At 60.0% G+C, this 22,294-nt stretch carries 19 protein-coding genes and 1 pseudogene; 5 read left to right on the top strand and 15 right to left on the bottom strand.

Features of this window, described 5'->3' with window-relative positions:
• Positions 1–409 precede the first annotated feature (409 nt).
• Positions 410–889, top strand: a complete 480-nt coding sequence (locus NLM33_RS35590; RefSeq protein ID WP_254103146.1) for a transposase — start codon at positions 410–412, stop codon at positions 887–889.
• An 86-nt stretch (positions 890–975) separates the two neighbouring features.
• Here the strand turns inward: NLM33_RS35590 and NLM33_RS35585 are convergent.
• Positions 976–2,400, bottom strand: a pseudogene (locus NLM33_RS35585) (PAS domain-containing protein); the annotation flags it as partial.
• A 37-nt stretch (positions 2,401–2,437) separates the two neighbouring features.
• Here NLM33_RS35585 and NLM33_RS35580 point away from each other — a divergent pair.
• Positions 2,438–3,334 carry a LysR family transcriptional regulator gene (locus NLM33_RS35580; protein WP_254103145.1) on the top strand — a complete coding sequence of 299 codons (897 nt, stop codon included), beginning with the start codon at positions 2,438–2,440 and terminating at the stop codon, positions 3,332–3,334.
• Positions 3,335–4,141: 807 nt separating this feature from the next.
• Here the strand turns inward: NLM33_RS35580 and NLM33_RS35575 are convergent.
• From NLM33_RS35575 to NLM33_RS35540, 9 genes are all read right to left on the bottom strand, one after another.
• Positions 4,142–4,591 (bottom strand): CopG family transcriptional regulator, encoded by a 450-nt coding sequence (locus NLM33_RS35575; RefSeq protein WP_254103144.1) that lies wholly within the window; start codon positions 4,589–4,591, stop codon positions 4,142–4,144.
• A 10-nt stretch (positions 4,592–4,601) separates the two neighbouring features.
• The gene (locus NLM33_RS35570) at positions 4,602–6,578 is read right to left on the bottom strand and encodes a conjugal transfer protein TraG (protein WP_254103143.1); all 1,977 of its coding nucleotides are present in this window, start codon (positions 6,576–6,578) and stop codon (positions 4,602–4,604) included.
• Positions 6,579–6,669: 91 nt separating this feature from the next.
• Positions 6,670–8,400, bottom strand: coding sequence for a DUF3363 domain-containing protein (locus NLM33_RS35565; RefSeq protein WP_254103142.1), 1,731 nt, complete (start codon positions 8,398–8,400; stop codon positions 6,670–6,672).
• Positions 8,401–8,641: 241 nt separating this feature from the next.
• Positions 8,642–9,340, bottom strand: coding sequence for a lytic transglycosylase domain-containing protein (locus tag NLM33_RS35560; RefSeq protein WP_371930153.1), 699 nt, complete (start codon positions 9,338–9,340; stop codon positions 8,642–8,644).
• Between the two features lie 212 nt (positions 9,341–9,552).
• Positions 9,553–10,059, bottom strand: coding sequence for a S26 family signal peptidase (locus NLM33_RS35555; RefSeq protein WP_254103141.1), 507 nt, complete (start codon positions 10,057–10,059; stop codon positions 9,553–9,555).
• Positions 10,059–10,517, bottom strand: a complete 459-nt coding sequence (locus NLM33_RS35550) for a DUF2840 domain-containing protein (protein WP_254103140.1) — start codon at positions 10,515–10,517, stop codon at positions 10,059–10,061. The genes NLM33_RS35555 and NLM33_RS35550 overlap by 1 nt, the downstream gene beginning before the upstream one ends.
• A complete protein-coding gene (locus NLM33_RS49810; RefSeq protein ID WP_371930024.1) occupies positions 10,514–11,260 on the bottom strand; it encodes a replication initiator protein A in 747 nt (248 codons plus the stop codon). The genes NLM33_RS35550 and NLM33_RS49810 overlap by 4 nt, the downstream gene beginning before the upstream one ends.
• A gap of 154 nt (positions 11,261–11,414) precedes the next feature.
• Positions 11,415–11,660, bottom strand: coding sequence for a replication initiator protein A (locus NLM33_RS49805; protein ID WP_371930023.1), 246 nt, complete (start codon positions 11,658–11,660; stop codon positions 11,415–11,417).
• Between the two features lie 91 nt (positions 11,661–11,751).
• Positions 11,752–12,030, bottom strand: coding sequence for an AlpA family transcriptional regulator (locus NLM33_RS35540; protein ID WP_254103139.1), 279 nt, complete (start codon positions 12,028–12,030; stop codon positions 11,752–11,754).
• Between the two features lie 1,297 nt (positions 12,031–13,327).
• On the opposite strand from NLM33_RS35540, the gene NLM33_RS35535 reads away from it, so the two are divergent.
• Positions 13,328–14,530: a sulfotransferase gene (locus NLM33_RS35535; protein ID WP_305880498.1), complete on the top strand. Its 1,203-nt coding sequence runs from the start codon at positions 13,328–13,330 to the stop codon at positions 14,528–14,530.
• Between the two features lie 636 nt (positions 14,531–15,166).
• Here NLM33_RS35535 and NLM33_RS35530 read toward each other — a convergent pair.
• The 3 genes from NLM33_RS35530 to NLM33_RS35520 form a co-directional block, all read right to left on the bottom strand.
• Entirely contained in the window at positions 15,167–15,688 is a 522-nt protein-coding gene (locus tag NLM33_RS35530) for a DUF2285 domain-containing protein (RefSeq protein ID WP_254103138.1), read from the bottom strand.
• 58 nt (positions 15,689–15,746) lie between these two features.
• A complete protein-coding gene (locus NLM33_RS35525) occupies positions 15,747–15,935 on the bottom strand; it encodes a transcriptional regulator domain-containing protein (protein WP_084801356.1) in 189 nt (62 codons plus the stop codon).
• Between the two features lie 162 nt (positions 15,936–16,097).
• Positions 16,098–16,373 (bottom strand): DNA -binding domain-containing protein, encoded by a 276-nt coding sequence (locus NLM33_RS35520; RefSeq protein WP_254103137.1) that lies wholly within the window; start codon positions 16,371–16,373, stop codon positions 16,098–16,100.
• A 165-nt stretch (positions 16,374–16,538) separates the two neighbouring features.
• On the opposite strand from NLM33_RS35520, the gene NLM33_RS35515 reads away from it, so the two are divergent.
• A complete protein-coding gene (locus NLM33_RS35515) occupies positions 16,539–16,793 on the top strand; it encodes a helix-turn-helix domain-containing protein (RefSeq protein WP_254103136.1) in 255 nt (84 codons plus the stop codon).
• A 105-nt stretch (positions 16,794–16,898) separates the two neighbouring features.
• On the opposite strand, the gene NLM33_RS35510 is transcribed toward NLM33_RS35515, so the two are convergent.
• The gene (locus NLM33_RS35510; protein WP_254103129.1) at positions 16,899–17,219 is read right to left on the bottom strand and encodes a DUF736 domain-containing protein; all 321 of its coding nucleotides are present in this window, start codon (positions 17,217–17,219) and stop codon (positions 16,899–16,901) included.
• Between the two features lie 1,300 nt (positions 17,220–18,519).
• On the opposite strand from NLM33_RS35510, the gene NLM33_RS35505 reads away from it, so the two are divergent.
• Complete coding sequence (locus NLM33_RS35505) at positions 18,520–20,793, top strand: hypothetical protein (protein WP_254103135.1); 2,274 nt, start codon at positions 18,520–18,522, stop codon at positions 20,791–20,793.
• Between the two features lie 489 nt (positions 20,794–21,282).
• Here the strand turns inward: NLM33_RS35505 and NLM33_RS35500 are convergent, their stop codons facing one another.
• Positions 21,283–22,290 carry a PDR/VanB family oxidoreductase gene (locus NLM33_RS35500; RefSeq protein ID WP_254103134.1) on the bottom strand — a complete coding sequence of 336 codons (1,008 nt, stop codon included), beginning with the start codon at positions 22,288–22,290 and terminating at the stop codon, positions 21,283–21,285.
• Positions 22,291–22,294 lie beyond the last annotated feature (4 nt).

Genomic DNA, 22,294 nt, shown 5'->3' with positions numbered 1-22,294 from the left:
GTCATCGTAGGCATCAATGTTGCGTCTGATCTCTGCGGTGACGGCTCTGCCGCGCCGGGGCCGATGTTGGGCGGGCCTGTCATGGATGACTTCTCCTCTATGGTGGAGAGCATTTGCGGGTAGCCCTGCAGGGGGCGTGCCAAATGAGAAAATCACCTCCGGATAATGGGATCACTCTGATGACCCTGTATGATGTCCCACGCTTCGAAGTTTGATGTCGGCAAGTTGACAGTGAGGGTCGCTTTGAGACCACAGCTCTGTGGGACTGAGCGCAAAGCTTGCCCAGGGCTTAGCTGGTCGGCGTCTGATTTGATAACCATCGACGATGCCCGCAGAAGTATTCGGTGAGAATCCTGCGCATCGCTCTGAAGCTAGCCCAGCGGCGCATCCCGCACGCCCACATCCTCGCATGGTCGTCCTGGCGCAGGGCTCATCAGGCCAAGGCGCGCAAAGCCTATCTCAAGAAAAAACTGTTCGCGGTAAGGTCGAAGCCATGCTGGCAGATGCGCCGGATCTGCGAATGGCAATTGAACCTCTTCTGGAAGTACGCAACGCGATGCGAACCGAGAAGGCTATGCTTGACCGTCAGCTTTCGCGAGTGGCGCGCAAAGACGGTCTGTGCAAACGTTTGATGACCATCTCCGGCGTGGGACCGATCGTAAGTCTGTCCTTCAAGGCAACAATCGACGATCCCCGTCGATTCAAGGACTCCCGGGCAGTGGCGGCTCACCTGGGACTAATCCCTTGCGTTTATCAGTCCGGAGAGATCGATCGGTCGGGTAATATCAGCAAGTGCGGCGGCACAATGATGCGTCACGCCCTTTACGAAGCTGCAAATTCGCATCTCAGGATCGCGAAGCAATGGTCGGTCCTGCGCGCGTGGGTGTGAAGCTCGCAAAACGCATTTGATTGCGGAGTTTGGCAGCTTTCGCTGAATGAAGGGGATGATGTTGCCGGTCTGGCGATCCTTCACGATCAAGCCCGGCTGGTCATCGCTGCCGCCTCCGCAGCGGCGCGCTGCATGCTGATCGACATCTCGTTCGTCACTGTGCTCTGCTCCTCGATGGCAGCGGCAGTCGACGTCACATACTCACTGACATTGTTGATGGCCTGCTTGATCGAATTCAGCGCACCGACAACGTCGCCCGAGATACCGTTGAGGCTACCAATCTCGGCGTCGATCTTGTCGGTCGCCTGCTTGGCTTGGTTGGCGAGGCTCTTGACCTCGGAGGCGACCACGGCAAAGCCGCGGCCTGCTTCGCCCGCGCGCGCGGACTCGATCGTGGCGTTGAGCGCGAGCAGGTTGATCTGCGCGGTGATGTTGTTGATCATCTCGACAATACCGCTCATCGCCTGCGCGGCCTCAGTGAGGCGCTGGGCCTGTGCATCGGCGGCGGCGACCTGATCCACCGCACTCATCGCGGTCTCGCGTGACTTGGTCATGGCCTCCGAGATCTCACGCACCGATGCATTGAGCTCCTCGGAACCTGCGGCAACCGACTCCATCATGCCGCGGACCCGTTCATTGCCCAGGCGGACCAGCACCTGTTTGGTGGTGTCGGTCGCATATTTGACGACCTTGAACGGCTTGCCGTTGAGATCGAGGATCGGATTGTAGGAGGCCTGGATGTAGACCTCCTTGCCGCCCTTACCGATGCGCTTGTACTCGGCCGCCTGGTACTGGCCACGGTTGAGCTTGGCCCAGAACTCGCGATAGGCCGCGCCGTCGCGCTCCGTAGGCTCAACGAACATGCTGTGATGCTTGCCCTTGATCTCGGCAAGAGAGTAGCCAACCGTGTGCAGAAAGTTCTCGTTTGCGGTGATGATCGTGCCGTCCATGTTGAATTCAATCACCGCCTGAGCCTTGTCGATCGCGGCAAGCTGGCCGGCAAGGTCGACATTCTTTAGTTTTTCCGCGGTGACATCAGTCGCGAACTTGACCACGCCGAAAGGCTTGCCGTTGTCGTCGAGCAGCGGATTGTAGGAGGCGAGGATCCAGACCTCGCGGCCGCCCTTGCCGATGCGCTTGAACTCGCCGGCTTGGTATTCGCCGCGGTTGAGCTTGGCCCAGAACTCGCGGTAGGCCGCGCTGTCACGTTCGGCCGGCGACATGAACAGGCTGTGATGCTTGCCCTCGATCTCGGCGAGCGAATAGCCGAGTGCCTTGCAGAAATTGTCGTTGGCGGTGACGACCGTGCCATCGAGCCGGAATTCAATGACGGCTTGCGCGCGACCGATCGCGGCAATTTTCGAGGCGTCCGTCATGCTGCGGATCTTCTTCGCGGTGATCTCGGTCGCGATCTTAGCGACCATCACCGTCTTACCGTCACCGCCGAGCACCGGATTGTAGGATGCTTCGATCCAGACCTCGCGGCCGTCCTTTGCGATCCTCTTGAACTCCGCCTAGCGGACATTCCCGAAGCTACTGGAGCAGAAGATGGCTGCCGAACACGATGAAGTGCCCCTCAATGCAATCCGGGTGTTTGTGACCATTGCGCGAGAAGGAAGCGTAACGCGTGCGGCCACCGCATTAGGGACAACACAGAGCTCGGTCAGCCGCTATCTGGCTGTGTTGCAGGAATACTTTGGTACAGATCTCGTGCAACGGCGAGGTCGGCAGAGCGAATTGACGGAATTCGGAAGGCTATTCGTGAACACCGTTGCCGAACCGCTTGATACAGTGTGCTTCACCGCTAAGAGAATGCGGCGCCGGAGCGGACCGGGGGCCAATCGGATTGTGGTCCGCACGTCACTTTCTACCTTCGCTTACTCCTTTCTGATTCCGAATCCGGAAGCTTTCTCTGCTGAGAAGGGTGGCTTAATCGTGGACGTAATCAGTTCATTATCTCCGCCGACATCCTCCGACAATTTCGACGTCTTGATTACTCGCTATCTTTCCGTCATTGAACCGGCCGACGATTGGGAAATCTACAATGAGCAACTCGTGTGCGTGGGCTCTCCAAATCACATGGCTGGAAAAACACTCTCAACTGTTCGTTCAATGCCAATTCTGAACATCACATCCCGACCCGACATACTGCCCACATGGAACTTGAGCGCAAAAGACATAAAGTCGGGGGCTCGCTATGATCACAATTACCTTGCTCTACCGGCCGTCATAACGGGACGTTGCCTGCTGGTAGCACCTGAAATCACTGTCAGCGATCTCGTGCGTGAGGGCGTCCTGCATGTGATACCTGGATCGCGTACTCCCAGCGGCATGCAATATCGGGCCTATGCCGTCGACCGCAGTGACAATCCCGAAATAGCGCGTGAGTTTTGTCGATGGGTCGCTCGGCTTTGTAGAAGGACCGCAATTCGGGAAGCCGCCTAACGTCGCGTCGGGCCGCGTCAGAATTCGATCGATGGTCCCACACGCGAGCAAGAATTTCGCATAAGCCACGAGGGTCGCTTTCGGCAACCTATTAGTTCTTGTCGTTCGTTTATCATCCTCGATGACAGCTATCTTCAAATTGCTCATGCAATCACCCGCATGGTGGATGCGGCTAGGCGGACGCGCCCTCGACTGAGCACGTCCCAAGTTATAAGGCTCAAGCAGGAAATCGCGATTGACGATAATCACTGGAAGGCCTGGCCTGATTGTCAATATTGGCTGAATGCCCACCATTCCGCGATGAGCTCGCCCGGGCAGGAGGCTTCTGGCGGTTGTTTTCAACCTCAGCGAGCTCCAAACGTGCACGGTTTGCGGGATTGAGACGCGCCATCGTCTCCTGCATCAGCGCGTTTGTCCATCCGACGTGCCGATATCCCGTTCGGCCCCTTGAAGCGCTCGTCGCCGAGAAGAACTGCCTCGCGCGGCCGATATTCTGGCAGCGGCGGCACGACCTCGAGATGATAGCGGGCGGTAGCGCGACGGTCTCGACCATCATCTGTACATGGCGCCGAGGCGGTCGAACCTGGCGCGTGCAGGCTTCAGAAAACCTTCGAGGGCGGCTTCTACGATTACGCTTTGCCGACGCTCGGACGGTCGGCGGCGACCTCGAGCCGCTCACAGAGTGCTTGGCTGAGTCGGGCGGTTTCGCGGCACCGAAATGGCAGAAGGACATCAGCGAGGGTTCTTCAACTGATTGACGATGGCGATCGCAGTCTGGCGTAGCGAAACAAGGAAGCGGCGAGTTGATCAGGTGGGGCCGGCTTTGTCCTCTGTCGGAGCAAGGCTTCCAGCTTCATCCGATTCGAGACTGACTTCCTTAAGAACGCTCGATCCGCTGGAGAGCCGCCGTCCGAGCGCTTCGACAAAACGATCGTAGCGTTCAGCGCCCTTGGCGCGCGCCGTAGCGCTCGACTGCTCCGGCAATGCAGGGGTCGCCGTCAACCAGAATCGGATGAACAAAGCAATCGTTTCCAGCGTAACACTGTCATTACGCTCAAGGCGCTCGAGCACCCGCACGATCCGGTCGAGCCGCTTGGCTATCGCTGCCTCCCGCCGCTCGGACTCATCGGGAGACAAGAAGGAGGCAATGGCTGCCTCAGCAACCAGCGATTTGGGCTTGCCCTGACGTTTTGCGAATGTGTCAAGGCTGCGGAAGATCTCTGGATCGAGATAGATGCTGAGCTGGGCCTTCTTCATCGCGCCACCCTCAAAGGCCCATCTTATCGTCCGGGTCGAGGCTGACCGAACGTGCGAGCCCCTGCATCGAACGGTTCAGGGCCGTCGCTTGCGCGGCATCAGCATCGCCATCATCAAGCATGGCGTCGAATTCGTTGTCGGCGCGCGGCGCCGTGATCACGACCTCCTCCTGCTGCGGCAGTTCAGGCTCGCGTCGAATGCCACCATTCCCATCGCGGACGTCGCGCTTCAACGCGGTAAACAGATCGATCGAGGGCGGAATCGGTGTTTGGGCCGACCAATCGTCGGGCTGCGAGACCAAGCCGACTGGAACGTTGCGCGACGGGCCCAATAAGCGAGTTTGGAACTGCGGATCTTCGTAGTAGCGGACCTTGTGGGCGCGCACGGGATGCACGCCGGAAACCATCACAATGGCCTCGCTGGGCGAGAGCTGCATGACTTCCCCGGGTGTGAGCAGCGGACGTGATGTTTCCTGGCGGCTGACCATCAGGTGGCCGAGCCATGGCGAGAGCCGGTGCCCGGCATAGTTCTTCATCGCGCGCATTTCGGTTGCGGTTCCGAGTGCGTCCGACACGCGCTTGGCTGTACGCTCGTCGTTGGTCGAGAAGGCAACGCGGATATGGCAATTGTCGAGGATCGCGTGGTTCGCCCCATAAGCGCGCTCGAGCTGGTTCAGGCTTTGGGTGATCAGAAAGCTGCGGATGCCATAGCCTGCCATGAAGGCGAGCTGGCTCTCGAAGAAGTCGAGCCGGCCGAGGGCTGCGAACTCATCGAGCATCAGGAGCAGCTTCTGCCGCCGCCTGTCGGTATCGAGGCTCTCGGTCAACCGCCTCCCGATCTGGTTGAGCACGAGCCGCATCAGGGGCTTTGTCCGGGCGATGTCGGACGGTGGCACCACAAGGTAAAGCGAGATCGGTCGCGGTCCCTCGACAAGATCGCGAATGTGCCAGTCGCTCCGCCCCGTGACCCGGGCAACCACGGGGTCGCGGTAAAGACCTAGGAAGCTCATTGTGGTCGACAGCACGCCGGAACGTTCATTTTCACTCTTGTTGAGGAGCTCGCGTGCCGCCGAAGCCACGACCGGATGGACACGCTCTCCCAGATGGGGCGTCGCCAACATTGCGTTCAGGGTCGTTTCGATCGGCCGCAAAGGGTCCGACAGGAAGTTGGCAACGCCGGCAAGCGTCTTGTCTGGTTCCGCGTAGAGGACATGGAGAATTGCCCCGACCAGAAGGGAATGGCTGGTCTTCTCCCAGTGATTGCGACGCTCGAGCGCGCCTTCGGGATCGACGAGAATGTCGGCGATGTTCTGGGCGTCGCGGACCTCGCAGTCGCCTCGGCGAATCTCGAGCAGTGGGTTGTAGGCAGCGCTCGCCGGATTGGTCGGGTCAAAGAGCAGCACTGGCCCAAAGCGGGCGCGCCATCCGGAGGTCAACTGGAAGTTCTCGCCCTTGATGTCGTGAACGATCGTGGAGTTCGGCCAGGTCAGCAGTGTCGGAATGACGAGGCCGACACCTTTGCCGGAACGGGTCGGGGCAAAGCACAGGACATGCTCGGGTCCATCGTGCCGGAGGTAACGGCCCTCAAAGCGACCGAGCACCACACCATCTAGCCCCAGAAGTCCCGCACGGCGAACCTCCCGCGCATCCGCCCAACGGGACGACCCATATGTTGTCACATGCTGAGCTTCCTTTGCCCGCCACACCGAAAGGAAGATGGCAACGCCCACGGATGCGATCCCGCCGCTTGCGGCGATGCACGCTCCCTCGACGAAGATGGCAGGGGCATAGGCGTCGAACGCGAACCACCAAAGGAAGAAGGCAGCCGGTTGGTAGACAGGCCAGCCCGCGATCCTGAACCAGGCGGGCCCGAGCTGCGGCTGGAAAGCCAGACGCCAGGCCGTCCATTCGGTGGCCGCCCAGAGGAAGGCGAGCACGACCATCGAGACAAAGAGCAGTTGACCCCAAAGAATCTTCGTCGCGGGCATGGCCAGAATTGATGCGCACCGCGAGGGCGCCATTCAACGGCGATCCTTTCGAGGTCGCGGTGTCGCGCAGCATGGCGAAGAGATCGGCGGGTTAGAGCGAAAGGTCGCGCTTGCGCCCAAAACTCCAGTCGACCCCGCCGGGACCTGCGATGCCGCTGACCTGTTTGCCCAATTCACGCTCGAGCGACGGTGTCCAGGGCACGAGCTGGAAGCCTAGCCCGTTGTCGATCATGGCAAAGCGACCGGAGGCGAGCGAGACCCTTTGGCGGTAAACGCCTGCGATCGTCTCTCCCGCCTCGGCGGGGACCTGCGCCAGCCCTGTTTCGGAGGCCAAGCGCCGGCCCACGGTATCGAGCTCACGCTTGCGCAGAGTGCCAATCAGGTTGCGGCCTAATGTGACTTTGTCGCCATCCCGGCGGGCAAGCCCCTGCTCTACCAGTTTATCGATCCGGCGATCGAGCGCGGTCCGGACCTCGGCGCCGAATCCGCCGCGTGCAAGAGCGACGGGCTCACGAGCGACCAGGCGCCGGTCGAGCCAGGTCGCCCCTTCCGAAGCCACCTGCTGGTCGAGATTAAGATCTGAGCGAACGGCAAGCGCGATCCGCTGCCGGCCCCTCGTATCCTCGAAGCGACGCAGCTCGACAATGCCGCCAACCGGGCCATCACCGGCCGCATCGATGTCGGGGAGCCTGAGATGATGCACACGCCCGTCGATCCCGTCGACAACGGCGAATGCCGATCCCTTGAGCTCATCATCGAGCCCACGGGCGATAAGGCGGCCGATGATGGGTTCGCCATGACGTTCGCCTTCGAGCGCCCAGGAGGATGGTGAACGAGATGCGCCATCCTTCGCGAGTGTCTTGTGCAGCCGCTTGATGATATCGCCGCGTTCCCCAAGCGCACGCAAGCGCAGCTCCGTATCAGGGGCGAGAACCCAACGCGCGGGACCGGCGGGCTCAGCGAGCCCCAGCCGCTCGAGCGTCCGCATCCGGCCAATCCGGATCTCGCGCAATGCGTCGGACCCGCCGCCGCGCTCTGGCCGCAGATCGATCACCCCGTCCGTCCGTCCCGCTTCCCGAGCAAGCGTGCGGTCGAGCCGCGTCCAGCGCTCGGCCGCAACCTCTGCCTCAAGGCCGCGCCGAACCTCAAGCTCCGATCGGGGACCAAGCTCGCGCGTGACGAGATCACTTGCGCGGGCCCGCAGGCCTTTGCTGATATAATCGCGGCTGAACACAAGGTCGGAGCCATCATCGGCGCGGCCGCGCACAAGGATGTGGATATGCGGATGCTCAGTGTTCCAATGGTCGATGGCGACCCAGTCGAGCCGCGTACCGAGATCGCGTGAGGCCTGATCCATCAACTCGCGCGTAAAGCTCCGTAAACTTCCCAATTCGCCGGCGTCATCCGGCGAGACGATGAAGCGGAAATGATGCCGATCGTTCTCGCAGCGCTCAGCAAAGCCTCGGTCATCTGCGCCATCTCCGGCAGCATCGAATAGTTCGCCACGCGATCCATCACGGGTAACACCGTCACGCCGCAGGTAACTGATATGGGCCCGCAGGCTGCCTGGCGAGCGCATCCGCCGCACGACACGCGCCTTGACCATGGCACCGCGGCCTCGTTCTTGCAGGAGCCGGTTGGCGCTAAGGGTCGCAGCGCGCCCACGCCCAAAGCGCCCACCGCCACGACCGCCGGCACGACGTGAAAGACCGCCGGCCTTCTGCGCGGCTTGGAGCGCTTGCGCCAAGAAGGGCTTTGCCCGCGGCCAGGGTGTCGAACGTATTTGGCCAGGGCGAATGCGGAAATCATCGTTACGCGTCATCTTGGTCTCCGCAATGTGCAGAAAGCCGAGCCAAGACAGTGTTGTGGCGAAAATGACAAGTTGTGGCAGATGTTCGCAATGTTTGGAGCGTATCTGAATTTACTGGCAATTCTCACCCGACCGACCGGCCGCACCTTGCGGCTTTTATCCTGCCATCCGCGGTCGGCTATTCCCTGCTCCCTCCCCAGCACTCTCCAACGCGCGACAAACTTCGACAACACGCGACGAAATGCGATTGCGATCATCGGGACTCCGCTTCGGTTGATCGCTGCACAAAGAGCTTGGTCGCGTCAGGTACGAAGGCAAGCATTCCCAGGTTGGAGAGATCTTTCGGGCTGTTCATTGAATGCAGAGCCGATTTCGATCTGGCATTGACCGACGCGCCGTCGGAGCGATCAAAGAATAGTGCTGCCTGCCGCCAGGGAAGAGTGCGTCGGATGGCCAAACTCGCAACCTCGTCCCGTTTGATGCCAACCAATCCTTTGAGCCTGGCGACGTAAACCTGCGTTTCCCGAGGTAGTGGTCGCCCCGTAGCCAGATACGCTTCGTACCGCTCTGGACCGGCGTTGTAAGCTGCGAGAAATCCTTCAGATCCAAACCGGTCGAGCATCTCGCGAAGGTAGGCCGTGCCTGCGAAAATGTTGTCGCGGGGGTCAAAGGGGTCGACACCGAGGTTGTAGCGAATACTTAAGGCAACCCAGGTCTGGGGCATGATTTGCATCAGGCCCAACGCTCCCCGAGAGGATACGGCGCCCACGTTGCCGCTGCTCTCGACCCGCACGACAGCACAGATCCAGTGCTCCGGGATCGCAAATCGGCGGGAAGCTTCGGCGACGAAGGCGGTATATGGATCGACATCCAGGGAGCTGAGCGAATGGGAGCCGGGGGCCGGGATTGCGGTCTCAGCCCAAGCGTTCGAGTACAATTCGAGGACCAACACAACTCCCAAGACGCAGACCGCCATGGTAGGGATTGAAACGCAGCCGTTTGCGCTCGCGAAGGCGACGGGTAGCGGGTTCGGCCACCGGGTACGAGGCCATCGCAGACACGCACCGCGCACGATCGTCTTCAAGAATCTGGCCGGGATGGAGTGAAGGTGCGGCGATCCATCGACCGGCGAGATTGCATAGCCACGAGGTAGCCTCAGCAAGATTAGTCTCCCTTTGTCCACACGGGGAGCACTTGTCCGATCACGGCGGATGCTGGAATTGGCCCAAAGTAGCGGCTATCAAAGGAGTCCGCCGACTGCCAGTTCATGAGAAAGACTTCATCTGACGCTATGAGGTGGCATCCGAGCCAAACCGGCAGCGGCCGGCCACGTGCATCGCGCTCCCGCGCCAGTCCCATCTGGATGTTGTCGACGGAGATGACGAGGCCAGTTCTGCAAACGGTTTGTCCCGGCAGCGCCAGGACGCGCTTGAGCATGGGAACACCGGTCGGCAGATAACCGTTTAAATCCAGGAAGCTCGCAAGTGGCTCGGACGGCCGAACCGCCACGAGCTCATTGACGGTCAATTGTCGCGCTGGTTGCAGACGATAGAAGCCGATCGGAACACTTTCTGAAGCATTCCAGATGTACGATGGCGGCGCCTCTCTGTCCGAGAACAACGCGAGAGCTGCCGATCCGCAGATCGCAAGCATAATTGATAGCCGGCCCATCAGAGCCCCCGTTTTCGCAGCCAAGCCTGATGGCGCGCACGGGTGTAGCTTCGCGGGCTTTCGTTGACAGAGAGACGGTTGTGAACGTGATGCCAGTACTCTGGCGCAGCATCTGCAGGATTGATATCAAGTGCCTCCACCGCATCGATCAATTGCAGTGCGCGCTCGACCTTTGTCCAACCTGACAATCGCATCAGGCTCTCCCCGCCGGGATTGACCCAAGGGACGGTCGAATATCGCTGCCGGGGCGCTGCAGCGCGCAAGATGTCGATGCGGGACAGAACGGTTCCAAACTCGTTGGACGTCCAGCGCACGAAAGCGAAAATGCTGCCGGTTGCAAATGACAGAACGCGGCGGTGGCGGTCAATGATCTTTTCCGATACGGGCCGGCCGAACCGAATTCGGTTCTCGAACCGCCCTTCGATCCACAAGAGTTCGACAGTTGTGACATCGCTCATCTGACGCTTCCTTTGTTCACAGACGTCTCTGGTCCGCGCCAACAGGCGCCTATCTTTCGGCCAACGGCAGCAATAACGTTGGCTGCAGCTGAGTGGCTGTCGCGAGATGGAGGTCGGCGCCGCTCCTGGATTTTCGCGGCGGTTACCTTGCCGATCGCAGACGAACGGATCTGATCCGTTATAAGCAATCCGAGGGATTTGGGATTAGCCGAGTTAGGGGAGCGGAAAGCGATCGCACAGCAAACCCTTGGCAGTGAATTCCGTTCCCGATAGTACGAAGTTGCGGTCGCCGATGGCACGACAGTTCTGGTCCGTGATGGCACGATGCAATTTGCAGGCCTTCCTCCGGCTTTGAGATGCGCCCGTACCTTCGCAGCCTTTCTGCAAGGGGGACGGACCTGAAGTGGCGCGAAGTTCGATCGCTCCTCAGCGTCAGTGTCGCGCGTAATGACAAGCCGATACCCGGGTGAAGTCCGTCGAGGGACGAACTGGCGCAGGTCGTAAGTAAAGTGCTTGAGCGAGGATCGGCTGCTCGACTTGGCGTGGAGGTGCACAAAATCAAAGCTGCAGCCGCACGTTTGACGGCAGCCATATTTTCGCACGGGGCGAAAGAGCCAGCGTTCAAATCCGCCAGTCAAATCGAAATTGGCTCGGTCCATCGTCAACACGGGGGCATCATCGAAAACCCCAGTGTAGAGCCAATTCGGTAAGATCAGCTCGATTCCGCAGGCATGGCGGTGCATATCTGCCGTTTCCTTCCATGTGTTGATCCGGAGAAGCGATGCTGGCGGCGCTCGGTCGGCCGACAAATCGCGTTCATGACCTTACTGATTGCAGCCGGCCGAGTGCTGCCTTGACGTTCGCAGTCGCGCAGGCTGGAGCCGCGATCTAAGTAGGTCAGGATCTCGTATGAGGTGGTTTCATCAACCCGGATGGTTTCAAGCCGGCTTCTCGAGCCTCGGTAATCTGCAAAGCGGCCAAGGTCACAACGCCCGCATCCCAAATCGGCTCCATGCCATGTTCCTGCACAGGCTCCATACGAGTCATGATTGTCCCGGCGCGGAGCTCGATCGGCACAATCCGTTTCGACTTTTTGGGCGAGAAGATCGGACATGCCGTCAGGTCTGGCGCATCGCGCGGCATGAGATCGCCGGACAATGAGCGAAACAGATCTGAGTTGACCGCGCTCCGAGTGACGTTGGCGATAAGCAGAGCATGTGTTGTTCGACATGGATCAGCGCCGCTCCTTGCCCGCATACGGAGTGGGTCCATGCCGCTTTGCAGGCAAGACCGTGCCTATGCCGGGATCGCTGGTTGATTTCTTTGCTCCGCGGTCCACCCAGGCTTTTAGGTCTTCAAGCGCATAAACAACGCGCCCACCGAGCTTGCGATAGGTCGGCCCGGTGCCATAGGTGCGATGCTTTTCCAAAGTTCGGCCGGACAGGCCGAGAAAGCGTGCCGCTTCGGGGGTTCGTAAGTATCGCGGCGGCAAGCCGGCGGTCGGGTCGGGCATTTGAGGGGCTCCGTGCTCATCTGGAGGGCTCGCGCGTCTGATCGCGCGCCGACGAGCATGATGGCGGAGTAGAAGCACTTAAGGGGATGCCGAAGATGCGGGGATGATTTTCGGCACCCCTGCTCCGTTCCTTGCGAGATGACAGGCAGAGCACCATCCGTCGATCTCCGCACCTCAGCCCAAACAGGTGACGCAAAGCGATAGTCAGCTGGGTCGCTCGTGGGTTTAGAGGCGCGCTGAGGAATCGTTCGAGGTCGAACACCAATTGTGCGATGGAGCGGTGGGCATCGATGTGTCCTTCGACGGCTCGCAGCATCAACCTCAAACCTTCGCGGCGCTGGGGTAAATGAACAGAGGTCCAGGTGGGCGGCGCGCGATTGTGCGCCCACGGACGATATAAGGCGTCTGCGCCGGTATCGAAAGCTGCATCGAGCGGCAGCTTGACTGGATAACGCGCACAGAACTGATTGCCGTGTCTCTTTCAGATACGGGGGTCGTTGAACGATACGGCATCAATCCACGCTCTGGATGTGTTCGATCAAAACTATTGATTTCCGCCGATCTCAAGCGTGGCGGATAATGCGGGTCAGGTTGGCAAACACCGAAATGGACCGATTATCATCTTTGCCAAGGCTTCTGGGAAGCACTCTAACGTTTGCGGCGAGCATCGGCCGACACCTGCCCATTGCGACCGTCTTCTTTGGCTAGCGACGTGAACGGCATCGTGCCGGCTCGAAGCGACGGACTTCCTCTGTCGCGCAGCCACCTATTTCCAATAAACCACGTTATGGGTTTTCAGAGGCTCTCTATACCGCTTAGCTCCGTGCGACTGAGCGATGCTTTGAAAGCTCTGACCTCGCAAGGAAATTGGTCGCAGCAGATTGCGGGTCCAGTGCTGTGGCTGGCTTACTGGATTGAGTTCATGGCACCCAGATCGTGCGAAACATGGATAGGCTCGTCTTCGAGATCCGCTGCAATTGGGAGCGATACAAGATGCAATCTGTCCGCAACAACGCTGAACTACCAACAATCTCTGTACGCAATGCCTTAATCGGACGTGCCGCGCTTGCGTCGATCCGAAGCCCGCAGTGGTGATCATGCAGCGAATACGCCAGAGCGCGACCACAATGTGATCGGATGGTTGTCGCGGCATGATGTCATCCTCGCGGATGACACGTCACTTCAGGATGGGGATGGTTGAAACCCATCTGGATCACCATTGCTGGCGATGTTTCTTTCGACCGGACGAAGGGTTCAGGACGGACGCTCGGTCTGGCCAAGGATGGGATGTTGAATGATGAACCACGATGCAAGCCATTCGCCTGCACTGTGCTTTCTTCTCGGTCTTCCGCGCTCGGGGACGACGCTGCTAGCGCATTTGCTTCAGCGGCACCCGGATATTTTGGCTCCGCCTGAGCCCTGGCTCATGTTGGCACTTGAGGCCTTCGGTAAAGTCGACCACCGTCACCCAGCCGGCGCATCACTGGTTCACACCGCAACCTCGGAGTTCTTGGGACGAATAGATCGAACGATCGTTACCCGCGCTTTTGCCGATGCAGCTTATGGCCGGTATTTGGCCGCTGCAGGCAAACGCACCCTCATCGACAAGACGCCGCGCTATTGGACGGTGCTCGACTTCTTGGATTCCCTCTATCCGGAGGCACCGCGACTCGTTCTCATGCGTAACCCCTACGCTATTGCCGCATCACTGAAATCGACGTGGGGCGTCCCTCTCCTGGCCGCAAGTTCTCCGTCCGCGATCGCATCGTGTCTCGCCGATATTGCGTTGGGCCAGCCCACGCCCGCAATCGCATCTTCTCTCGCCGACCTCGTTCTGGGCCTGCCCGCGTTGGCAGCGTACCGCAGTCGACCTCAGACGCAGGTGGTACATTACGAGGTCCTTGTGGCGCACTCCGACGAGGAAATTCGGCGCGTGCTTGCCGGCCTTGGTTACACTCCGACCGAGATGGGATCGGCGCCGATGGGGCAAACGGACTATCTCCGGTCCAGCGCTTTCGGGGATCGCAAGATCCTGGAGAGAAAGGCCGTCGATGAACGCTCAGTGCAGGCTTGGCAAACTGACTTGAGCATCGAAGAGATGCAGGTCGTGACGAACCTGGTTGGGGCGAAGCTCTTGATAGAGCTCGGCTATGAGCAGGACCTTCAGTTCGCAAAGCAAGCCGGCGTCGTTGATAAGGGGCCAGAAGCAACGGAAGGCTATCGCCACTTGTTTCGGACCTGCTGGGATTTTCTGGACGGCAAGACAGGGAGGCCATTCGACATCCCCGCTGATGGCGCCGAGCTGGACAGTATTGGTCGGCAAGCTGAGGAAAACTCCTCGTTGGCTTTCGGGCCCTCGGTATTTCAGCAAGCGCAACGTCTGGCCGCGACCAAGAAGGAAGAGAATTTGCGGATGGCAAATTCGATCGCGGCGCAGTTGAATGAGGAACTCACGGCTACGAAGGCCGATCGAGATGCGCTGGCGGGAGGCCATTCGTGAAGGCGTGCCAGCATGATGACATTGCGGGGGCAAGATCATGCGGCTCGGGCAGACCTCGTCATTTCAGATCGCAATCTGAGACACCGCTCCAGCTATCATGCGCAAGAAAACTGACATTAGAGAACCGCTTGCGAGATTTGAGACAGAGATGGCCGAGGTATCCGGTACAGGTCAGAACGATTGCTCGCTTGCTCTCGTCAGAATTTCCCGAGCGCCAGGCGCATAGGCAATGCACAAGCCGCTCTTCTACAATTGAGCTCGCTAAATTTCAGGGAACCTCAGCGCGTCCGAGGTCTTGACCTCGGCCGACCTACCCAGTCCAGCCAGTCTGGCGTCAGAGCTGACGTTTGCTTACTGCAAGCGAAATGAACCCGCAGCGTGTCGCGGCACCCAGCGATGGCTCCGCAACACGCCAAGACTTGCATCCCAGGTTCCGTCACGATGGCACTAAAGCGCGATGAGATTAGGATGAATCGTCATCGCGCTTTAGGTTATTGTTTGCGCATGATCTCCGCGCAAACGCGTTCCGCGTTTGTCGCGACGGAAAACCGCTTCACACTTTGCGCTAACGCGGCCCTTCGGGTCCGGATCATGCTTTAAAGAACTCCTCTCGCAGGTTGAGCAATGATTTTCGCCTCACGATTTTTTGCGAGACGCAGGACGGAGCAAGGCACGATAGCCGCGGCGCATCAGCGCCAAACCCGCCTTAACCAGGCGAATAACTCGGCTGCGCAGGTCGTGGGTTTTCCAGGCGCGCTCGGAGACGCGTCTTGAACCAAACAACACCTCGGCGATGGCACGATAGGAGGCGCCATCCATGCATCCATCGAGCGCGCGCAGCGCCAGCGCCAATCGCTTACGTCGTTGTACCGATAGATGATGAAACGGAGGTCCTGTCGGGCGACCGTTGATCGCACGCAACAACCGATTTGCGGCATGGGCACGGATCTCAAACGCGTCAGGCGGCAGTTCGAATGCATAAGTGGCACCGAACTGCGGGGCCTGTTTCAGCCACAGATGATGTTTGGCTCCGTGAATGCGCAATACAACATGCCAACCATCCGCTGCCTTTCTGATCCTGTCCGATGCAGGTTCGGCAAGCGCAAGCGCAGCGGCAACGATATCCGAGCCGGAAGCGCTCCGAACGATCGGTAACACCGCCGGTAAAGCCTCCGGCGCCCAGAAGATGGCCTGCTGATGAAAGGACCTCTGCGGGTCATGAGCGAAAGCAGAGGCCCCATCTCCTCCGAAATTCCGGAGTCACCTGCCCGTGTTTCGAAACCGTGTTCCGATAGTCAGCTTGATACTTGGGATTGCGACGGAGGATTTCCCAGGCGAAATCCGACGTCTCGCCATCTTTGACGCTCTGATACGACGCCGGTGAGCGCCAGTCGAATTTAGACACTGCTGTGATCTCCCGCAAAATCGAAATTGCGGCGCAGTGTCTATAAAGCCTGGGGTTGTTATGGAAGCCACGAATTGTGCATCACGCGTGATGCACATAGTCGATCACGCCATCAACGGGAGAAATTCTTTCTCCTTATGCAATCCAGACGATGATTTTTTGCTATTTGGGAGCGCCAACGCGAAGCAGGTCGCGGTAGCCCTGGTCCGCCATCCATTTTGCGCGTGCCAAATGGCTGTCGAATGCACTGCGAGCGCGCCCTGGCTCGCGATCCGGATCGATATGCAACACGATCCTGGCTACTTCGCTCCAATCAGCGCCATCGGCCTCGGCATCGAGGAGCCGCCAATACGTCACCAGATGCTGCTCATCATATGACGTCAGCGCCGCATCTGTGGGCGCCAAGTCCGCGACATCGGGGTCAAGAGGCGTTTGCATGAGAATCCCGCAAAGTATGAGAACAAACGTGTCGGTGGCGACTCGACGCGCGGGGCTTGCTCGCTGAAGGTCGCACCTTAGCTCTATTCCCTGGTTCGGTCCCAACCCGAGAATACATATTATAGGCGATAAACCTCCTAGTATGTAAAGACGCAACTTGCGCAGATGGACATGCGCCAGTTGGTGGGCCGGAATTTCTTAAAGCTGCGGAAGCGGAAGGGCTTCACGCAGGAGAAATTCGCCGAGGCCTCCGGCTTCACTCAACAATACATCAGCAAGTTGGAGTGTGGTCAGCGCAATCCGACTGTAGTGACGCTGTTCGAGCTCGCAAGCACGCTGGGCGTCAGTCACGTCGACCTTGTCTTGCCTGACGAAGAATTTTGCAAAGCACGTCCCAAGATCGCGAAGCGAAATTCATAAATCCGATCGATTGCGGATCAATCCGGCGGTCTGGGCCATTTTTTCTGCTGGCGTCAAAGAACGCCCCGCCCGAGTAGATCGGGCGGGGCGTAGGTGTTGTGAGGCTTACTCGCCGGTCTTGCGCGGCCGCGACCAGAGCAGCGTACAGCCTTCGCCGTCTTCATCGTCGAAGAGGTTGGCGTAGATCGGCGCGTTGAACGAGGGGTCATCGAGCTTGAGCGAGAGGTAGTCGCGGCCTTCCTCGGAGCGCTTGGACCAGGCCGCCCCGATTTCTGCCCGGCCCACATAGACGCGGTGGCTGGGAGCGTTCTCGTTTGAGCGGTTGGCCTCGGCGACGATGCGGACGCCCCTGGCCTGCAGGCTCAGCGTGACGATCTCGCCCTGGAAATCGGAGCCGACCTTCTTGAAAGAACCGATGGTAGCCATGTCACTTCTCCTTGGTTTGTGTCGAGCCCCGCGACCACCGCGGCCTCGATGGCGATCTGACAGCCGAAGACGATCGGCGACGCACCCGCGTCTTTCCGCGGGCCGGAGCGTTAGGCGGAGGATGCCGGCGGGGAGACTTTCTTGTCTCGCGAGGAATGGGCGTTAGCCCAGGGGAAGAAAGTCTCACCGGCGGCATTGCGTCTCAGACGATCGAGGCGCAGCCGGTCTTCGGCCAGATCAAGCCAACGAGGCGAGGTGCGTCCGAGCGCTGAACACAGACTTAAGCGGGAAAAGACGTGGCAGACCTCGCTTTGCAACACAAGAAGGCGGCAGGTTTCGGCGCAGAGAAAGAAAGAGCGTGCGGGAAAAGGCGACATTGCCGTTGGGCAGCGGTTGCGACCAAGCAGCTACGTCGACCGCTCACGGAGGGCCGCCTGGAGCCGTCGGTCTGAGCTAGCGCCACGAAGTAACAGGAAGCAGCCATTGAGCGACGATCTCTGTCTTGAAGAGAGAGCCATCAAGGCGGTACGGCGATGATCGCGAAGCTCTTGCCGCTGTCGCAAATTCGGAAAACTGCGCAAGCGGCCGCACATCGAGCGCTCATGAGCTTGCTGCCAGATTTCGACCGAGCAACCTCGAGGATCGACCTCCATCAATCGGGCCGAGGCTACTTGATGTGGGTTGCGAGAGCGGTCACCCAATTGGACGAGGCGCGGCAGGTCTTCGACGATGCGGCTGAGGGGCTCGCCAGGCCCCGACTGCTCGCGAGGTGCAGTTGGCCTATGTTCCAGATACCTGCGAAAGCACATCGCGCACGGTCCCGATTTAGATGATGGCTGACCGACCACAGCTTAACTGGATGACCTATTTGCCGCTGCGATCAAGCCTCAACTTATCACGAACTGGTTCGCATCCGGGCAGCGGCTGTGAAAGGGCGGCGCTGAACCGCCAGGTCTTCGATCGAACATCCTCGTGAACGGGAACGCCGCGCGGCCAACTGGAGCGCGACGGCACCACTGGCACTCCGCCGTACGTACGTCCAGTACCTGCCGGGGGCTACACCAGTCCGGCTTCGTTCAGCGCCGGCAGTGCTGCGCCGCGAACTGATGGCCTGCTTGCGATCAGGACGCGGTGTCTGCCGGGCAGAAGACTCAAGACCACGGGATCTTCCATGGAATTGGAGGCCACGATGATTCGGATTCTTTTTTGTGCATCCGCGAGAATGCTTTTCGTCAGCTAATGGTCAGCCAGGCGGTCTATCTTGATAGGCTTCGCATTATCGCCTGGATCGGAGGTGGATATGACGCGCATTGGCCGGGTGCGGCCTTTCAAGTCGCAGGTTGAGGCTGCTAGAGCGGACAGCACGTCGGGATCGAGCAGTTCGCGCTCGGAATCAGATCTTGCCGCTGGGGAAGGTAGCCAATCGTTCGATTCCGTCTTGGAGCGGATGCGCTCTGGGCCTCAAGACAGAACGGCGCCGGTGCCCAGCCAGCCGCGAACTCCGGGTACGGAGGTCCCCATTTCGGCGACAGGCGACGAGATCGAGGCAGCAAAGCGACAAATGGACGGCCTGCTTGAGGAACTTGACACTTGCCGTAGTGCAGCCACGCAAGTGTTGCGGAACTCGTCGGAGGCGCAAGAGCGGATCGACCAGCTCGTCAAGGCAGGCGCAAAAGTTCTGGACTACCGCACGACCCTGCCCCCGCATGTGGCGCGCAGGGTTCTGTCCGATGATCGGGCTCGCCGGTTCCGCGACGAGGTGCTCCAAGCGGCGGACCAATGCAACACGCTGGCCACCCAGACTATCTACACCTTGGAGCAGAGCAGAAAGAGTGCGGCCACCGTGCTCGACCGGATGCGCCGATCCAACGCTCCCTCCGACCAGCTGAGCCGAGCGGTTTCCAGTGTGGCGGACCGCTATGCGGCCTGCATGACGTGGTGGGGAAAGAAGGCATTGCGCTCGGAACGGATGCAGTCAGTCTGCGCCGCCACCGCCAACCTACCAGGTACAACGGCCGATATGCGGCAGGCCGAAGAGGCGGCACTGCGGCTGCACACCGGCTGGGCACTCAATACGAAGTGCATGCATCTGCAATCGCGGATCGCTCTCGCGCAGGTCATGATTGAGCCGCAGGCGAGCACGTTCGAACCAGCCTTGAGGGAAATCCTTATGGGTGAGAACGGGCGGGTGCGTCTGCTGGGAACCTTCATCGAGGATGTTTTTCCTGCATTCGTCTCGACGGCCGATGCCGTTCTAAACAGCAAAGGACGCGCACTCGATGCAGAGCACTGTGCAGTTCTGGAAGGAGTCATGGAGCGGCTTTCGGAGTTTGCGTCGGCGTTGCATGACATCGGTGCCAAGCTAAGCGATGTCGGAACAGGTGCCGATCTCCCACTGGAGCTCTTGGGTAAGATCGTGGAAGGCGCGTGGGTCACTGCGGACGAGGCGATGCGCTTCCTGGCACTGCAGCCGAAGACCGCAGCCAACATTGCACCGCCGGCCGACGCTCGGGCTGCGATACCGACCAACACGACCGGCGATGCTGCAGTGGCGGAAGGCACAACAGCGCGCAGGAAGGGGAAAGGCAAGCGCACGCCGGCCGCTGGCGCCGGGAGTTCGGCGGCCGGGCGGACGCAGCCGCAGGTCGCTACGTCCGAGACGGCGCCAGCAGCCAAGGTTCTCGTGCTCTCGGATCTAGGAACGAAGAAGCTCGTGAGCGCAGAGGAGGCGCATGCGAACGCATCATCGTCGGCGACGCACTTGGCAATCTGGCAGGCCCCGCCCTCGATGGAGGCACTGACGCCACTCCTCAAGCGTTTGGACGAACTTTTGCAGTTTGATCTGGCTGGTCAGCAAAGGACCGCCTCGCAAGTGCGCCAGATGAAAACCGAGGACGCCGACCACGTCGTGGACACCGTGGTCAAGCGCCTGCAGACCCAGGCCACGGAGATGCAGGCCTGTGTGGCCGCGTTGGAGGAGCCTCGCCGGCGCGGTCTACTCACGCCTGTGCAGTTGCGCGAAGTGCACGACAAAATAGTCCGGCTCAAGGTGATGGGGTCCGAGGCCCAGGGGCTGGCCAAGGCTTTGAACGAGCGAAAGGCCACGACGAGGATTGATTGCATGAAGACCTACGCCTTTCCGTCGCAGAAATACCTTGAACACTTGCGGGCGGCCGAGGAATTGGCGCCTGCGGATGTACCGCGCGCGTTAAAGGGTGAGCCAGGGGCGCTGTTTGAGATCAAGCTGCAACCCAGGGCGCTGCGCAATGGTGCAATTCCGAATCCGATGTGGGTGCACATCCATACGAAGCAGCCGGTACACGCGCGGCAGTTGGCGACGCTTGATGACGCCGACTTCTCCGCTTGCCACGTCAAGTCCAATGAACAGCGCGGCTACAATCGGCAGTGGCAGAACGCCCAGGCCGCGACGGGTCATGAGAACGTCGTGGTTCACCGCGGCAAGCTCACGCCTGGGTTCTGTAAGTCCTTGTTGACCACGGCGCTTAGCGACCACCCAGGCTATCCGTTTGCTGAAGCGGAGCACTGGTCGACGCAGGCAGCTCGACAATTGTAGTTGGTGCGTCTCACGTAGAGCGCCCAGTGGTGACACCATCAGTGAGACCTCCGAAGTCCGGAGCCAGGGAGCCGTGATCAGGTCGCTGGCCTTCAGCAGCCAGTAGACTGAAAGCTTCCGAGACGAAGTCCTGTCGCTCGCCGCCGAACGCACGGCCAGATCTCGCGAGGATAGCTCCGAAGAGCAGTTCCAAAGCCATGTTGCCGAAGCCAAGCCCCTGATGACGGCCGGGAATTGGGCCGATTGCAGCGAGCGGGGCGGTGCGTTGGGCAATGGGCAAAGGCTCGCCAAATGTGCGGCTCATGCGCATGCTGAATCGCGGACCGCCCATTCTCGTGATCGTTGCCGTCGCCAACAAGATGTCCACGCAACCGCATTGATGGCCAGAGACGGAATTTATTGAGTTCTAGCTACCGCGGCTCGTTCTGCCGCGACGCCTCGAAGTGTGAGAAGGTCAAACAGAGTATGGCGGTCTTGCGGCGCCACGTCCTAGACCACGCTGGCGTCAGAGCCATGACGCCGGATCTGCGTTCGATCGGGCGTATCGACGGTTAAGCTACCGCCGGCCGCGCGCGAGACACAGGTGCAGAGCTTGCTGTTCATCGCGCGCTCTTCACTGCTGAAGAAGACGTCACGATGATCGACTTGGGCAGACGGCTCCAAGATCGGCAGGACGCAGAGGCCGCATTCTCCGCGCCGGCAACCGAAGATCATCTCGACGCCAGCATCTTCAAGCGCCTCTAGCATGGAGCGATTGGCAGGGACGTCGATTTCCAGACCCAACCTGGGAATCCTGATCTTGAACGGCGCATCCGCAATGTTGCCGCCATTGCCAAACGTCTCATAGCGGAGGTGCGGCGCGGGCCTGCCCGCTTCGCGCCACAAGCGCTTTGCCGCCTCCAACATCCCGAATGGGCCACACACATAGAGCTCGCCGCGCGGATCCAGCTTGGCGATCTCGCCGGCGATATCGATGCGCTGTCCCTCTTCACTGACAAAGATCTGGAGCCGTTCGCCGATGTAGCGGGCAAGTTCTTCCGCGAACGCCAGGTCGATACGGCTGCGCGCTGCATAAAGCAGGCGAAACTTCGCGCCCGTTTGCTTCAGCGCCAGCGCCATTGTGTAGATCGGCGTAATGCCGATGCCGCCGGCCAGCAGCAAATATTCGGGCCGGCCATAGCTCAACTCAAAGCTGTTCCTCGGCTCGGAGATCGTGAACCGTTCGCCCGTCTTGAGGTGCCACATGCCGGCCGACCCGCCCCGGCTGGAAGCGACCCGCTTGACGGCGATGCGATAAAGCCCGTCCCCGCAAGGTCCTACCAGCGAATAGCTACGCAGCTGCGGCCGCCCGTCAATCGGCACGACGACGTCGATGTGACTGCCAGGTGTTATCCTGATCAACGGCCGATCCGGCTCGATCTCGAAAAGACGGACGTTGGGCGTGAGATCGCGCGTGGCGCGAAGACGTGCACTTATCCGTTCCATCGGCTTGGCCATGACT

Source organism: Bradyrhizobium sp. CCGUVB1N3, assembly GCF_024199925.1.
Taxonomy (GTDB): domain Bacteria; phylum Pseudomonadota; class Alphaproteobacteria; order Rhizobiales; family Xanthobacteraceae; genus Bradyrhizobium.
Note: the sequence above shows the minus strand (reverse complement) of the source record. Positions and strands in the feature narration are given on the sequence as shown.